The organism is Betaproteobacteria bacterium (assembly GCA_016709965.1).
Lineage (GTDB): Bacteria > Pseudomonadota > Gammaproteobacteria > Burkholderiales > Rhodocyclaceae > Azonexus > Azonexus amarohabitans.
In genome coordinates, this window is the sequence record JADJLT010000001.1 from 1,031,102 (window position 1) to 1,045,453 (window position 14,352).

Consider the following 14,352-nt stretch of genomic DNA (forward strand, 5'->3'; position numbering starts at 1 on the left):
CGTTCGGCAAAAACCCGATTGCTGCGGTCAACCGGAAAATGAAGCCGAAAATGAAATTTTTTTCGGGCATGCGCAGAGCGCACCGCAAGCCCGAAACCGAAGCGCCAGCCTCAGGCCGAATTCCCGGCGCGTGCTTCGAGCCCTTCCCAGCGCTCCAGCAAGAGCATCAATTCGTCGTCGATAACAGCCAGACGATCCGACGCCTGTTGGGCCGCCGCAGGATCAGTCTGGTAGAGGGATGCGTCGGCCAGGCGCTTGCTTAGCTCTGCTTGCTCGGCTTCCAGCCCGGCAATTTTCCCGGGTAGCGACTCCAGTTCACGCTGGTCTTTCCACGACAATTTTTCGCCTTTGGGCTTCACCGGCTCAGCGACCTTGGCCGGCTCAGCGATCTTGTTTGCTGGCTTTGCTTCAGCCTTGATTTTCGGTGCATCCTTGGCCACGCTGGCCTTGTAGGTCGCCCAGTCGGTATAGCCGCCGGCGTATTCCTGCCAGGTGCCGTCGCCTTCGGCGGCGATGGTCTGGGTTACCACATTGTCGAGGAAGGTTCGGTCGTGACTGACCAGGAACAGCGTGCCTTTATAGGTCTGCAAAAGTTCTTCGAGCAGTTCCAGCGTTTCGATATCGAGGTCGTTGGTCGGCTCGTCGAGAACCAGCACGTTGGCCGGCTTGGCGAACAGGCGGGCCAACAGCAGGCGGTTGCGCTCGCCGCCAGAGAGCGAACTGACAGGCGAACGGGCGCGCTCGGGTGCGAACAGGAAATCTTCGAGATAGCCGATGACGTGCTTGCGCGCGCCACCAATATCAACCCAGTCCGAGCCCGGTGAAATCACGTCAGACAGCGTCGAATTCGGGTCGAGCTGGGTGCGGAACTGGTCGAAATAGGCGATATCCATTTTCGTCCCCTGGCGGACGATGCCCGAATCCGGCTGGATTTCGTCAAGGATCAGCCGGAGCAGCGTCGTTTTGCCAGCGCCGTTCGGGCCGATCAGGCCGATCTTGTCGCCGCGCTGAATGCGGGTTGAGAAATCGCGCACAATCTCCCGTTGACCGAAGGATTTGAACACATGCTCTAGTTCGGCCACCAATTTTCCGCTCTTGTCGCCGGCATCGACTTGCAGATTGACCTTGCCCATCCGCTCGCGCCGCGCCTGACGCTCGGCACGCAGTTGATCGAGGCGCTGGACGCGGAAAACCGCACGCGTCCGCCGCGCTTCGACACCTTTGCGGATCCAGATTTCTTCTTCCTTGAGCAACTTGTCGGCCCGCGCATTGGCCAGACCTTCCTCGTGCAACATGGCCTCCTTGCGCAACTGGTAATCTTTGAAGCTACCGGGAAAGCTGACCAGCTTGCCACGATCCAGCTCGACGATGCGCGTACAGACGCGGTCAAGGAAGGAACGATCGTGAGTGATGAAAAACAGGGTGACGCCGGATTCGATCAGCAGATTTTCCAGCCATTCAATGGCTGCGATATCAAGGTGGTTGGTCGGCTCGTCGAGGAGCAGCACCTCTGGTGCAACGGCCAGGGCCTGGGCCAGGGCGAGGCGCTTTTTCTGGCCACCGGACAAACTCCCCACCTTCGCATCCGGGTCCAACCCGAAACGTTCGATGACCCGCTCGGCCTGTGCCTCGTAAGCCCAAGCGCCGCGGGTCTCCAGTTCATGCTGCAGTTCCGACATACGGTCGAGGAGCACTTCATGATCGGCATCGATTTCGCCCATCTTGTGCGACACCTCATGGTACTCGGCGAGCAGCTTGGCGTTTTCTCCCATACCGGAAATCACCGCCTCAAACACCGATGCCTCCGAATCAAACGGTGGCTCCTGCGGCACATAGCCGACACGAATACCCGGCTGCACCCACACCTCGCCATCATCCAGACGCCCTCGCCCGCTACCGGCTGCCATCGCAGCCAGCAGTGACGACTTGCCGGTGCCATTGCGGCCGATCAGGGCAACCCTTTCGCCCGGATCGAGCAGAAAGTCGGCGTGATCGAGAAGCGGCACGTGGCCGTAGGCAAGGCAAGCATCGGAGAGTTTTAGGTAGGGCATTGGTCGCAATAAAAACGGCGCCCCACAGGGCGCCGCGTTGGGAAGAAACGAATTTTATCCGCTTGCGGGCCGATCAGGTGGTAAAGCGAGCCAACTGGCCGTGCAGATCGGCAGCGAGTCCCTGCAAATTTTGCGCCCGTTCGCTATTGTGGACTGCCCGGCTGTTGCTGCCTTCGGCCGCCTGAGCGATGTTTTCTACCAGGCGCGCAATCTCTTGGCTGGCTGTGCTCTGCTCACGCGTGCTGTCTGCAATGCCATGGACGACGTCTACCGTTTCTTGCGCCCTTTCATCAATGACTTGCAGCGAGTCGCCGGCCTGTCGGGCCATCTCGACGCTACCGCTCATGTTGGCGCTAACGCTCTGCATCCGCTGAACGGCGCGCCCGGTTTCCTCCAGAATGGCGGTAACCGTGGTAGCAATTTCCTGCGTCGACACAGAAGTCCGCTCAGCCAGCTTACGCACCTCGTCGGCAACGACCGCGAAGCCGCGGCCCTGCTCCCCGGCCCGTGCCGCCTCGATAGCGGCGTTGAGCGCCAGCAGATTGGTCTGATCAGCGATCTCGCGAATCACGCCAACCACACTCGAAATCTGCTTCGAGCGCTCACCAAGCGATTCAATCAACACTGCCGATTCGTTGATATCCACAGCTACCCGCTCAAGCTCGTTCATGGCCCGCGAAACCACGTCGCGCCCCCTGGTGGTCACCCCCTTGGCATCCTCGGATATCTGTGCGGCGTGATTGGCATTTTCCGCCACGTGCGTGATGCTGACCGACAATTGCTCAACCGATGCAGCAATGCCGGAAGCCGCAATCGACGCCTGCTCTGATGCGCCAAGCGCCGAGTTGGCAGCATCCTGCAATTCACTGGCAGCAGTACCAACCCGCGACGACGAACTGGCAACGCCACGAACCAGAGTCCGCATGTTTTCCGCCATCAAGTTGATTGCAGAACCAATGACATGCACTTCATTCCGGCTACCGGGCTCGACATCTTGAAGCACTGCCCGCAAGTCGCCATTGCTGATCCGCGTGACCTCCTTGACCATCACGCCCAAGCCGCGCAAGCGGAAACTGATCAGCAAGTAGACCACAAGCGCCAGCAAGACCGCAGCGCCAACACTGACAGCGATCACCAGATTTCGCAGGGCGTGGCTCTCTTCCAGATACTCGCTCGACCAGCTACCGGTTGCAACCGTCCAGCCCCAAGCCGCCGAGGTGGCGCCAAAAACGATTTTTTCCCGCTCTGCGCCGGAAGCGTCCTGCATCAAATAGCGAACCGCACCATGCTTGCGTGTCAACAGCTCGACAATCGCTGCCTTGGCTGTCGCAGGCACGTCGGTTTCTCCCACCAGCAAACCTTGAAGTTTGGGATGTAATACGAATTCGCCAATGCCCTTCTCATCGGTCGGGCGAACGATGAAGACATAACCGGTTTTTCCGGCAACCAGGCTGCCAAACTGATCGCGAATGCGCTTCATGTCGTTGTCGAGCGAAATTCGGACGGAGTAGGCGCCCCAAGGCTTTCCATCGCTCCCTTTGAGTACCTTGACGGTACTGAAGTTGTATTTCCCGCCACGAATGGCCAGCCCCTGATAGTTCTCCCCGGTCAATACGGCCTTGGCAACCGGGTCGCTATCCGCGATATGGGTTCCGACGGTGCTCTTGCCATCCTTGTCTTTCAACAGGGTCGCCAGGCGATACAACTTGTTGTCACGAATAACGAGAAAAGCGGTATCGTCACCGGTCAGTTCGCGAAAAGCCTTGAGCAGGCGCTCATTGCCATTGATAACTTCGCCGCCAAGCTTGACGACGGGTAGATCAACATCGCCGGTCTTGATGGTGCCGCCGCCCAACTCGGGTTGACTGCCAATAAACTTGGCAAAAAATTGCGACTCCTCTTCACCCCGGATCTTCACCGCTTCGAAAATTGAATCGAGCATACCAGCCATCAATTTTGCTTCATGCTCAAGATTGCGCTCAGTGACTGCAATTGCAGCACTATCCGCCCTGTTTTGAACGACGAAGGCCATCAGCGAGAAAACCACGAATAGCGCAGCAATCGTAGCCAAAATCAACTGTTGGGCGATAGGCCTTCTTGAAAAATTGGCAAACATAGCACTCCTCCCATTTTCGTTATATTGGCTTTTCCAAATCTATCACAACGGCACCGCCACCGGTACAATTCGCCCTCCAGCGCGTCTCCATAGTTAAATGGATATAACGGCTCCCTCCTAAGGAGCAGTTCCTGGTTCGATTCCGGGTGGGGACGCCACCCATTTTTTTGGGCGCTTGGGCATGAGACCGGTTAGAAAAACTACGCAACACTCGGTCGATATCAGTGAAGAAGGCGGCGTGCGCAACCTTCACTTCGGTTCTGACTGGATCCAGGGTGCCATGCGGATTGCCCGACCATGGTCACTGGAACTGGCTTACACCCGCGAAATGATGGCTGGCCTGCTCATGCGGCAAACGGGGCGCTGGCCTCGTCACGCCCTGCTGATCGGCCTCGGCGCGGGTTCGCTGGCCAAATTCATTTATCGTTATCTGCCCGACTGCCGTATCACGGTGGTCGAGATCAATCCGCAAGTGGCGTTCGTTGCCCAGCAGTACTTCAAATTGCCGGACGACCCGCGCCGTCTGGATGTGGTCATCGACTGCGGCGCCGACTACATGCTAAGTGGCGACCGTCGCTTCGACATGATGTTGATTGATGGTTACGATCCTGAGGCGAAGGCGGGTGTTCTGGATACCGTGCCGTTCTATCAGGCCTGCCGCGCCCGTCTTTCCGATCATGGACTGTGCGGGATCAATCTACTGGGCCGGAATATGGGTTTTTCCGGCAGCGTTGAACGTATTCGCACGGCTTTTGATGGCCGCGTCGCCGTTTTCCCATCCTGTGACAGCGGCAATACCATCGCTTTTGCCACCGGTGGAGAGCCCGTGGATATATCGCTGGACGACATGCGAACCCGTGCCACACAACTGAAAAAAGACACACGGCTCGACCTGTTGCCAACCCTCACTCGCCTGCAACTCAGCTACCCGCTACCGGATGGTCGCCTGCGCATTTGAGTCCGGCTCTCTTGATTTTCGAGAAATTTCAGCTAGAAATAAAGTAATCCTCCACCCATAAAAACGACAAGGCGGACAGAAAAACAACGATCGGGGATCAGTGCCCTGACTTTTTCTTTCCAATCCAAGGAGGATCTGATGCTTTCAATTCAGGATGTTTTAGATTATTGCGACCTTGATCGCGGCGAAATTGAGGCAATTGCCGAGCACGAACATATTCCGCTCACCATTGCTGCTGAAATGAGTGAGACATTGCTGTGCACGCCGGATGGTGTTTGCCGTCTGCACTCGATGATTGTCGAAAACATGCAACAAGCGCTTGAGTCCGGTCAGTTTCAACATGTGCAGGAGTTGGCCAATATCTATCAGCACCTGCAACGGACTCACCCTATTCCGTCGCAAACCTGAACGGGTTTACCTGTCACCGGCCTTGCTGTAAAAAATCGCCCCCGAAGAAAAATGGGGGTGGGTTTTTCAAAAAATGGCAAAATTTCCGGTTGACCGTGGGAACAGCATAAGGCCGGTGGTCTAAGCGTGGCGGCTTTGCCCATAGCCATGCTCAACGGCATAGAGGGCGACTTGAACGCGGCTGCTCATGTTCAGTTTCTTGAAAATGTTCTGCACGTGAATCTTGACCGTACTTTCTGCCAAATCCAGTTTGCGGGCGATTTCCTTGTTGCTTTCGCCGTGAGCCAGTGAGATCAGGATATCCCGCTCACGCGGCGAAAAGCGATCGCGTTCATTGACACTGGACTCGGCGCGCGGAGGGTTGCGCACGCCCTCAATCAGTTTGGCGGTCATTTGTTGCGAAACTACGGACTCCCCTTGGGCGGCACGACGAATGGCGTCGACCAGCGCTTCGGTATCAATATTTTTCAGCAAATAGCCACTGGCACCGGCGCGTAACGCATCCACCAGATCCTGCGCATCTTCCGACACGGTCAGCATCAGAACACTGACCTCCGGCATTTCCTCGGCAATCACCTTGACCGCCTCCAGCCCGGAAACGCCCGGCATATGAAGGTCAAGCAAGGTGACATCCGGCTTCAGCGAACGAGCGCGCTTGATTCCTTCCAGCCCGTCACCTGCCTCGCCGACCACTTCGAACTCATCGTTGCGCTGCAACAGGGACTTGATGCCACTACGAAAAAGGGTGTGGTCATCGACCAGCAGGACACGGATTTTTTCGCTCATTTCAAGCAACCTTTCAATTTTCTCGTGGCAGAGTCAAGGTCACGCGGGAGCCTTGGCCGGGCATCGATTTTATACGGCATTCCCCGCCAATGCGGTGGGCACGTTCGCGCATGATTTTGAGTCCGACATGCCGATCCGACAGGCAATTCGGGTCATTTTCCGGGTCGAATCCGACACCATTATCGAGAACGGTAATCTCGATGTGATCAATCTCCCGCCGGACCATCACCCGCACATGCGTGGCTCTGGCATGTTTGCGGATATTGGATAACGACTCCTGGACAATATGCATGATCTGGATTTCGTCGGCGGGGAGCAGTTGCGCGCCCGCACCGACATGCTCGACCTCAGTACTGATCCCGGTTTGCCCTTCGAATTTTTGCAGCGCCGAATGGATGGCCGAATCGAGATCGGATTGATGCACACGCGTCCGAAAATGCACCAGCAATTCGCGAACATCGTCATAACTTTCCTGCACGCCTTCGCGCAACTGGCCGGCGGTTTGCATGGCCTCCTCGGCCTTCCCCTTGCGCAATGAGTCTTGTAGCAATTGAACCTGAATATTGAGGAAGGCGAGCCCCTGAGCGATCGAATCATGCAGTTCCTGAGCGAGCAAATTGCGCTCTTCGGAAACAGCCAGATCCTTCTCTCGCGATTTCAGTCGCTGGGTCTCAATCGCCACACCCAAGTGATGCCCCAAGGTTTCGAGCAAATGAATTTCCTGCTCGGACAATGCCTGTGAGCGCCGAAAATATAGGTTGTAAACGCCTACCGGTTGCTTGTCATAGAGAATACTGAAGGCCGTTGCTGTAGCAAATCCTTCGCGCACACAGGTACTCAGCTTCATCCCCGCTGGCGGGTGTCCGGTATCAAAAGCAGCCGGCAGACCGCTTTGCAGCACTTCGCCGCACAGACAGTCTCCACAGTTCATTTCAGTTTCCTGGGCGATGAACGCTTCAGACAGGCCGTGGCAACTCATCAGATACAGTTTCTCGGACGGCGGCTCATACAGCCTGACCGCCCCCGCATCCGCCCCTAGTGCGGACATGATGCGCTCCAAAAAGCCGTCGCAGAGTGCTTCCAATGGCGCCGGTTCGCTCAGGAAAGCGGTCGCCGAATAGAGGATGCTCAATTCGTGGTTACGCTGTGCCAGGCGATGGGTCTCCGCCTCAACCCGCTGCTCCAGCGTCGCATAAACACGTTGCAGATGTTCGGCCATCTCATTGAAGCCTTGTGCCAGCCCGCCCAACTCATCATTACTGGAAACCGGCAAGCGCACGGCGAGATCAGTGCCAATCATGCGCTGCATCCCATCATGCAGAATACGCACCGGGCGTATGACCAGCCGCCCGAAATAGCTGATCAGAATGGCCGTCCCAAGAATGGCGAGCAAAACCAGCGCCGCCTGCACCGTGCGCAGCAGATTGGTGTCGTAGGCGTAGCTATGCTCCATGGCCAATACCAGTTCATTGATTGAGCTGACAAAAGGCGCAAGCTCGCTGTCAAAACGCGCGACAACCACCTCACGATCAGCCTGCCCCCCCGCCAAATAGGCCGCGACCAAGGGCCGAACGATTTCCTGCCATACCTTGCTGACCACGCTCAAGCGTTCCTGTACATCGGCATTACGCGGCGGTGACAACGGGCGTACCGGATCGCCTTGCTGCAAATCACGCAGCACCTTGTCAAAACGATCAATTTCCTCGTTCAACAAGGTAACCAGATGCGCCTCAAGGCCCCTCACCTCAAGGCCTCGTGCCATCAGATAACCCATGCGATAGCTGCGCATGCGCTGGCTGCCGGCATCATTGATCGCCGCCGCTACCCCTTCCAGCTGCCACGAGATGGACAATGTCAGTCCGATGGCCGACGTGGCCACCAGAAAAAACACCATCAGCATGCCGATGATCTTGCGCGACAGCTTGCCTTGATTGGCTAGCATCCAGAACTATCCATCTTTAAATGGGCGAACCTTAGCGCCAAAGCACATTTAAGGATAGGCGTCGCATCAAACAATTGATCGCTGCATATAGCCATGCACTCAGCTCGGCACTCGTCAGAAAAAGCCGCCAAGCAGTCAAAAAGGTAAATGGATCTCCCGAATAAAAAAGCCCGCTGGTGTTAGCCAGCGGGCAATCGTCGCTATGTTGAGAGCATTGACGACGGGACAAGAGACTTGTTGTGCTGATCCATGAAAGATAAGGATCAGCGGGTTTCAACATCACCGATCAAGCATGGTCGCAATCGGCCAGGAAGCTCAACAACTCCTCGCGCAAACGGTAGTAATCCGGATGTTCGAGCAGCATTTTGCGCGAGCGCGGGCGCGGCAGATCGACTTCAAGTATCTTGCCCACCTTCGCGCGCGGACCATTGGTCATCATGATCACGCGATCGGCGAGCAGAATGGCTTCATCGACGTCGTGAGTGATGACCATGGCAGTCAGTTGTTCGCGACTCCATACATCCATCAACACTTCCTGCAGATCCCAGCGAGTCAGCGAGTCCAACATGCCGAACGGCTCGTCGAGCAACAGCAGCTTTGGCGACAGGGCGAAAGCCCGGGCAATACCGACACGCTGCTTCATGCCATTCGACAACTCACCGGCTTTCTTGTCCATCGAATCAGCCAGACCAACGCGGCTCAGGAAATGGGTGGCGATGTCACGACGCTCTGCCTTCGAGGCGTGCGGATAGACTTGTTCAACTCCGAGGCTGACATTCTCATAAGCACTCAACCAGGGAATCAAGCTGGGCGCCTGGAAAACGATACCGCGATCCGGACCGGCGGAATCGATTTCACGGTTGTCGAGCAGGACAACCCCTTCGCTGATGTCATTCAGTCCGGCCACCATCGACAACACCGTCGACTTGCCGCAACCGGAATGCCCGATGACCGAGACGAACTCGCCCTTTTTCATGCGCAGATCGAATTTCTCGACCACCGTCAGCGGACCCTTCTTGGTCGGATAAATCTTCGACACTTGCGAAAATTCGACATAACGGTCGTAATGCGGCAGCACCTTGGCCTCGCCCGCCTTCGCAGCTCCCGGACGCAAATGCTTTAGACTTTCTTCATACTCGGTACTGGTGTTCGGCAACACATTGGGCAATGCCACGACATTGCTCATATCGCCCGCCTGGTCAGCGCCCACCTTCATCAGGTATTCAGTGACCTCCTTGCGCAGACGCTTGAACTCCGGGTCGTGGTTCATCGCCGTACGATCACGCGGCCTGGCCAGATTGATTTCGAACTCTGGTCCAAAGGTAGCGCCCGGCCCGGGATTCAACGGGATGATGCGGTCGGCCATCAACAGGCCTTCATCCACATCATTGGTGATCAGGATGACGGTCTTCTTCTCCTGCTCCCATATACGCAGAATTTCGTCCTGCAGATTGCCCCGGGTCAATGCGTCAAGGGCTGACAGCGGCTCATCCAGCAAGAGGATTTCCGGGCTGGCCGACAAGGCACGTGCCACGTTAACACGCTGCCGCATACCGCCGGACAACTCGGCCGGACGCCGGTCAATCGCGTGTGACAGGCCGACCATCTCGATGTATTTCTCGGCCTTGGCTTTCCGCGCTTCAGCCGAAAGATCAGGAAATATCTGGTCGACCGCCAACGCCACATTCTGGCGTACGGTCATCCACGGCATCAGCGAGTAGTTCTGGAAAACCACGCCGCGATCGGGGCCAGGCCCCGAAACTTGCTTGCCTTTGAGGCGAATATTGCCTTGATCGGCCGAGATCAGGCCAGCGATCAAAGAGATCAGGGTGGTCTTGCCGCTGCCGGAGAAGCCCACGATAGCCACAAACTCGCCTTCCCGGATGCTCAGATTGATGTCCTTGAGCACCGACGTGGTGTGCTTGCCGCTACCGTACGATTTTGACAGCCCGGAGATTTCGAGGAAGGCATCGCCAGTTACCAATTCGGGCACTGGCAACGCCTCCTTCATGACAGGTAGTCCCATGTTTATCTCCTCGGGTTAGTTGGCTTCGCCGAAGCTGACCAGTTGCTGCAAGGTGGCCATCATGCGGTCGAGCATGAACCCGACAAATCCGATGGTGAAAACGGCAACCATGATGCGGCCCAGCGAGTGCGAACTGCCATTCTGGAATTCATCCCAGACAAACTTGCCCAGACCGGGGTTCTGCGCCAGCATTTCGGCGGCAATCAACACCATCCAGCCCACACCGAGTGCAAGACGCAAGCCGGTAAATATCAGCTTGAGGGATGACGGCAGGACGATCTTGGTCACCTTGGTCCATGCAGACAAACGCAGTACTTTGGAGACATTCATCAGATCCTTGTCGATCGATGCCACGCCCACAGCGGTATTAATCAGCGTCGGCCACAGTGAACACAAGGTCACGGTAATGGCGGAAACAATGAATGATTTCTCGAACATCGGATCCTGGCTGGTGTAGATCGCGCTGATCACAATGGTGACGATAGGCAACCAGGCCAATGGCGAAACCGGTCGAAAAATCTGGATCAGCGGATTGATGGCGATCTGGAAGGTACGCGACAAGCCACACAGGATGCCAAGCGGAATAGCCACCAGCGTGCCGATGGCAAAGCCGGTGAATACCGTATAGAGGCTGGTCACGATCTGGTCCAGATAAGTCCGCTTGCCCGTCCAGGTCCGCATCGTGATATCTGCCTTGGGATCTTCGGCCACGGCTTCGGCAACGCGCTTTTTCTGACGCTCGTAGAAGGCAGCTTCCTTTTCGCGCTCGGCGTAGTGATCTGCTACCAGCCCTTTGGCTTCCTCATACACCTGCGCCGGACCGGGAATTTCGCCCAGGCTGGTCTGCACACCGGAAGCCAGCACGCTCCAGATAGTCAGAAAAATGGCGAAGGCCAGAATGGGCACGCCAATCTGAAGGAGTATCTCGCGCATCTGTTCGCGCGGATCTTCCCCTGCGGCAAGCCGCACAAATGGCACAAACCATGTGAGACCTGTCTTGGTAAAAAAATTTGCAAGTTGAATTAGCATTTTGGTCACCCCATTCGCAATATTCGCGAACTGTTCTCTTGTTCAATATTTTCCCGTAGCTGGCGACTGGCCGGCAAAAGCCAGCCGCCAGCCACGGAGCTACACTTACTTGACCTTGTCTTTGCCTTTCAAACCGATTTTCAGGCTGTCGATATACGCATTGGGCTTGGAACCGTCGTAGGCGACGCCATCGATGAAGTCTTTCTGCACCGGCTTGAAGCCAGACTCCTTGTCGAGATCAGGAAAATCGGAGGCCTTCATCTTGCCTTCGGCAATCAGCTCCTTGGCTGCTACCGCGTATATGTCCGGGCGATAAACCTTCTTGGCGATATCCTTGTACCAAGAGTCCGGCTTGAATTCCGGAATCTGACCCCAGCGGCGCATCTGGGTCAGGTACCAGATAGCATCGGAGTAATACGGATAGGTCGCGTTGTAACGGAAGAACACGTTGAAGTCAGGCACCTTGCGGACATCGCCCTTTTCGTATTCAAAAGTCCCAGTCATGCTGTTGGCAATAACCTTGTAATCCGCGCCCACATAGTTGGACTTGGAGATCATCTTGGCCGCTTCCTGGCGATTCTTGTCGTTCTCGGCATCCAGCCAGTAAGCAGCGCGGATCATTGCCTTGACAACTGCCTTGTGGGTGATCGGGTACTTGTCATTCCATTGCTTGGTAACGCCGAAAACTTTTTCCGGATTATTTCGTTCAATCTCGATGTCGGTAATGACCGGGGCGCCGATACCCTTGAACACAGCCTGCTGGTTCCAAGGTTCGCCGACGCAGTAACCATCGATGGTGCCAGCTTCCATGGTCGCCGGCATCTGCGGCGGCGGGGTTACGGACAGCAGGACATCGGCACCAATATTGCCGGCGGTATCGCCTTTGAGCGGTGCGTAGTACCCCGGGTTCATCCCGCCGGAAGCCAGCCAGTAGCGCAGTTCATAGTTATGGGTCGAGACCGGGAAGACCATGCCCATTTTGAACGGCTTGCCATCCTTCTTGTAATCATCAACCACGGCCTTCAGATAATCGGCCTTGATCGGGTGAACCGGCTTGCCGTCGGGCTGCTTCGGCAGCTTGGCCTTGAGTTTTTCCATGACCGCATTGGATACGGTAATGGCGTTGCCATTCAGGTCCATGCTGAAGGCAGTAATGATGTCGGCCTTGGTGCCGTAACCGATGGTGGCACCGATCGGCTGGCCAGCCAGCATGTGCGCACCGTCCAGTTCGCCGGAAATAACGCGGTCGAGCAAAACCTTCCAGTTAGCCTGGGCTTCGAGAGTAACGAACAATCCTTCGTCCTCGAAATAGCCTTTTTCATAAGCCACAGCCAGCGGAACCATATCGGTCAGCTTGATAAATCCAAATTTGAGGTCCGGCTTTTCGACCTTGGCCTTGGCTGCAATAGCTGGCGAGCTGGCTGCAAAAGCGGCAACAACTGCGGTGGTCAGTACTGCGCGAGTGAAGCGTGCAGCGTATGACGCTGGCGCTTTCATCTGTGGTTGCTGTTTCATTGACCTACTCCTTTTTTATAAAACGATTAAACGAATAATTTTTCAGCGCGAACTGAAAACGAATCTGCATATCCTTGCGGGTCCGAGCCATCCCAGCAGACGCCGTCGATAAGGCGACTGCTCCGCATGAGGCTGGATGGCACGTTGACGCCGGCCTGCTCCGCCCCCTGGCGATAGATATCGATGCGATTGACGGCGCTGGCCACTGACAGGTAATCGGGATGGTCATCCAGCAGTCCCCAGCGTTTGTGCTGAGTCATGAACCACATACCGTCAGAGAGATAGGGGAAATTCACGGCGCCACCATCAAAGAACTTCATGCGGTGCTTGTCATCCCAGCTCTTGCCCAGACCATCCTGATAACGCCCCTGCATCCGCGAGGCGATGACTTCGGCATCGGTATCAATGTAGGCCGGGTGAGCAATCACCTCTGCGGCTTTCTGTTTGTTGTCCATCGAAGCGTCAATCCAGCGGCTTGACTCAAGGAGTGCGGCGACCAGGGCACGGGCACTATTCGGATAGCGCGTCACCCACGTATCGGTCGTGCCGAGTACCTTTTCAGGGTGGTCGGGCCAGATATCCTGAGAGGTCGTCGCCGAGAATCCAACGTTATCGATGATGGCCTTGTTATTCCACGGCTCGCCAACACAGCATCCATCCATGTTGCCAGCGCGCATCCGGCTCACCATTTTGGGCGGCGGCACCGTAATCGTCCGGACATCCGATACCGGATTGATGCCATAGCTGGCAAGCCAGTAATACAGCCACATGGCGTGCGTTCCGGTCGGAAAGGTCTGGGCGAAGGTATAGGTCCGCTCCCGACGCGCCACCGCGTTGGCGAGCGAAGGACCATCGATGATCCCGGCTTCGCGCAACTGCCGTGAAAGCGTGATGCCCTGTCCATTCTGGTTCAGCGACATCAGTATTGCCATATCCCGCTTTGGACCGCCAATACCCAACTGCACACCATAGACCATGCCGTACAATGCATGTGCCGCATCCAGTTCGCCGCTCAGCAGCTTGTCACGGACAGAAGCCCACGACGACTCTCTGGTTGGAATGATCTTTATGCCGTGCTTTTCGTCGAAACCTTTTACCGCCGCCATGACGACAGAAGCGCAATCGGTGAGGGGCATGAAGCCGACCTTGAGCGTCCTCTTCTCCGGCGCATCCGGGCCAGGGACGTAGTGTTCGCAAGTTGTGTCCGCAATGATGGGCATCAGCGCTTCTCCCGTGGCGACAATGTGATCCATGTCGAAGCAAGCAAACCGGGCATTTATTCCGGCAAAAAGCCGGATCCCCGATTCATTGGCATCGCCATCAATCATCCAAAAAAAAAGGCGTCACACCCTGGCTGCCAAACGGCAACGTGGATGGACACCCTTGTCCTCAACCTGCCTGCATTGGCTCGGTCTACAACTGGACTATCGCAATGGCCGTGCCAGGTACTAGTTATTTGGAACTAGTTATTAATAACTAGTTATTTTTCAATAAGTTGGGGGGCAAGAGAGGCAGCGAGGC

At 56.3% G+C, this 14,352-nt stretch carries 10 protein-coding genes and 1 tRNA gene; 3 read left to right on the forward strand and 8 right to left on the reverse strand.

Translation table 11 applies throughout. The features are described 5' to 3' along the window. Positions 1 to 110 precede the first annotated feature (110 nt). On the reverse strand, positions 111 to 2,051 hold the full coding sequence (locus tag IPJ12_05165; GenBank protein ID MBK7646558.1) for an ATP-binding cassette domain-containing protein: 1,941 nt from the start codon (positions 2,049 to 2,051) through the stop codon (positions 111 to 113). Between the two features lie 73 nt (positions 2,052 to 2,124). Continuing rightward, entirely contained in the window at positions 2,125 to 4,167 is a 2,043-nt protein-coding gene (locus IPJ12_05170) for a methyl-accepting chemotaxis protein (GenBank protein MBK7646559.1), read from the reverse strand. 83 nt (positions 4,168 to 4,250) lie between these two features. Between IPJ12_05170 and IPJ12_05175 the strand changes: the two genes are divergently transcribed. The 3 genes from IPJ12_05175 (at position 4,251) to IPJ12_05185 (ending at position 5,533) form a co-directional block, all read left to right on the forward strand. Further along, positions 4,251 to 4,325, forward strand: a tRNA-Arg gene (locus tag IPJ12_05175). A 23-nt stretch (positions 4,326 to 4,348) separates the two neighbouring features. Further along, positions 4,349 to 5,125: a spermidine synthase gene (locus IPJ12_05180; GenBank protein ID MBK7646560.1), complete on the forward strand. Its 777-nt coding sequence runs from the start codon at positions 4,349 to 4,351 to the stop codon at positions 5,123 to 5,125. 138 nt (positions 5,126 to 5,263) lie between these two features. Next, a complete protein-coding gene (locus tag IPJ12_05185; GenBank protein ID MBK7646561.1) occupies positions 5,264 to 5,533 on the forward strand; it encodes a hypothetical protein in 270 nt (89 codons plus the stop codon). A 120-nt stretch (positions 5,534 to 5,653) separates the two neighbouring features. Here IPJ12_05185 and IPJ12_05190 read toward each other — a convergent pair whose 3' ends face one another. The 6 genes from IPJ12_05190 to IPJ12_05215 all read right to left on the reverse strand — a co-directional run bounded on the left by IPJ12_05190 (position 5,654) and on the right by IPJ12_05215 (position 14,084). Further along, positions 5,654 to 6,319 carry a response regulator transcription factor gene (locus tag IPJ12_05190; GenBank protein MBK7646562.1) on the reverse strand — a complete coding sequence of 222 codons (666 nt, stop codon included), beginning with the start codon at positions 6,317 to 6,319 and terminating at the stop codon, positions 5,654 to 5,656. A 13-nt stretch (positions 6,320 to 6,332) separates the two neighbouring features. Further along, positions 6,333 to 8,261, reverse strand: coding sequence for a type IV pili methyl-accepting chemotaxis transducer N-terminal domain-containing protein (locus IPJ12_05195; GenBank protein MBK7646563.1), 1,929 nt, complete (start codon positions 8,259 to 8,261; stop codon positions 6,333 to 6,335). 286 nt (positions 8,262 to 8,547) lie between these two features. Further along, positions 8,548 to 10,287: an ABC transporter ATP-binding protein gene (locus IPJ12_05200; protein ID MBK7646564.1), complete on the reverse strand. Its 1,740-nt coding sequence runs from the start codon at positions 10,285 to 10,287 to the stop codon at positions 8,548 to 8,550. A gap of 15 nt (positions 10,288 to 10,302) precedes the next feature. Continuing rightward, a complete protein-coding gene (locus IPJ12_05205) occupies positions 10,303 to 11,316 on the reverse strand; it encodes an ABC transporter permease (protein ID MBK7646565.1) in 1,014 nt (337 codons plus the stop codon). A gap of 105 nt (positions 11,317 to 11,421) precedes the next feature. Next, on the reverse strand, positions 11,422 to 12,813 hold the full coding sequence (locus tag IPJ12_05210) for an ABC transporter substrate-binding protein (GenBank protein ID MBK7646566.1): 1,392 nt from the start codon (positions 12,811 to 12,813) through the stop codon (positions 11,422 to 11,424). Positions 12,814 to 12,857: 44 nt separating this feature from the next. Continuing rightward, complete coding sequence (locus IPJ12_05215; protein ID MBK7646567.1) at positions 12,858 to 14,084, reverse strand: ABC transporter substrate-binding protein; 1,227 nt, start codon at positions 14,082 to 14,084, stop codon at positions 12,858 to 12,860. Between the last annotated feature and the right edge of the window lie 268 nt (positions 14,085 to 14,352).

Excerpts from the sequence above, each read along its gene's own strand:
- IPJ12_05165 (MBK7646558.1), bottom strand. The coding sequence starts at position 2,051 with ATGCCCTACCTAAAACTCTCCGATGCTTGCCTTGCCTACGGCCACGTG.
- IPJ12_05170 (MBK7646559.1), bottom strand. The coding sequence starts at position 4,167 with ATGTTTGCCAATTTTTCAAGAAGGCCTATCGCCCAACAGTTGATTTTG.
- IPJ12_05180 (MBK7646560.1), top strand. The coding sequence starts at position 4,349 with ATGAGACCGGTTAGAAAAACTACGCAACACTCGGTCGATATCAGTGAA.
- IPJ12_05185 (MBK7646561.1), top strand. The coding sequence starts at position 5,264 with ATGCTTTCAATTCAGGATGTTTTAGATTATTGCGACCTTGATCGCGGC.
- IPJ12_05190 (MBK7646562.1), bottom strand. The coding sequence starts at position 6,319 with ATGAGCGAAAAAATCCGTGTCCTGCTGGTCGATGACCACACCCTTTTT.
- IPJ12_05195 (MBK7646563.1), bottom strand. The coding sequence starts at position 8,261 with ATGCTAGCCAATCAAGGCAAGCTGTCGCGCAAGATCATCGGCATGCTG.
- IPJ12_05200 (MBK7646564.1), bottom strand. The coding sequence starts at position 10,287 with ATGGGACTACCTGTCATGAAGGAGGCGTTGCCAGTGCCCGAATTGGTA.
- IPJ12_05205 (MBK7646565.1), bottom strand. The coding sequence starts at position 11,316 with ATGCTAATTCAACTTGCAAATTTTTTTACCAAGACAGGTCTCACATGG.
- IPJ12_05210 (MBK7646566.1), bottom strand. The coding sequence starts at position 12,813 with ATGAAAGCGCCAGCGTCATACGCTGCACGCTTCACTCGCGCAGTACTG.
- IPJ12_05215 (MBK7646567.1), bottom strand. The coding sequence starts at position 14,084 with ATGGATCACATTGTCGCCACGGGAGAAGCGCTGATGCCCATCATTGCG.